This is a genomic window from Achromobacter sp. Marseille-Q0513, assembly GCF_018195695.1.
GTDB lineage: Bacteria > Pseudomonadota > Gammaproteobacteria > Burkholderiales > Burkholderiaceae_B > Achromobacter.
On record NZ_JAGTJY010000552.1, the window covers coordinates 1 to 430 of the forward strand.

General features: G+C 75.3%; 1 pseudogene. It reads right to left on the reverse strand.

The features are described from left to right. Positions 1-291: pseudogene (locus KDH83_RS31725) on the reverse strand (hypothetical protein); the annotation flags it as partial. Positions 292-430: the final 139 nt, after the last annotated feature.

Sequence of the window (430 nt, forward strand, 5' to 3'; positions counted from 1 at the left end):
GGCCTTCTCGACCGCGCGCAGGATGGCCGGCCGCAGCCGGTCCTCGGCTCTCTGGCGCGACAGCAGGGCCTCGATCTCGCGCTCCTCGGGCGATTGCGCCAGCCTGCGGCGCTGCTCGCGTTCCTGCTGGAGGCGGCGCTGCGCCAGGCTGTCCTCCATGGACGCGACCTCGCGGCGCAGGGCCAGGACGCTCCATTCGCGCCAGGCCGTCAGGCCAACCACGACCAGCAGCAGCAGGCCGGCGACCAGGCAGGCGCCATTGAGCCCGGCGCGCCGCGCGAAGTCCGCCATCCCTCTCGTCCGGGCCTTCATGCCGCCACCGCCAGCATGGGATGCGGCGCGCCCAGCCAGCGCGAGGCGTCCGGCAAGGGCCGCGCATCCGGCGCGCACAAGGACGACCAGCGATAGCCGTTCCCGCCCGCGCGGCCGC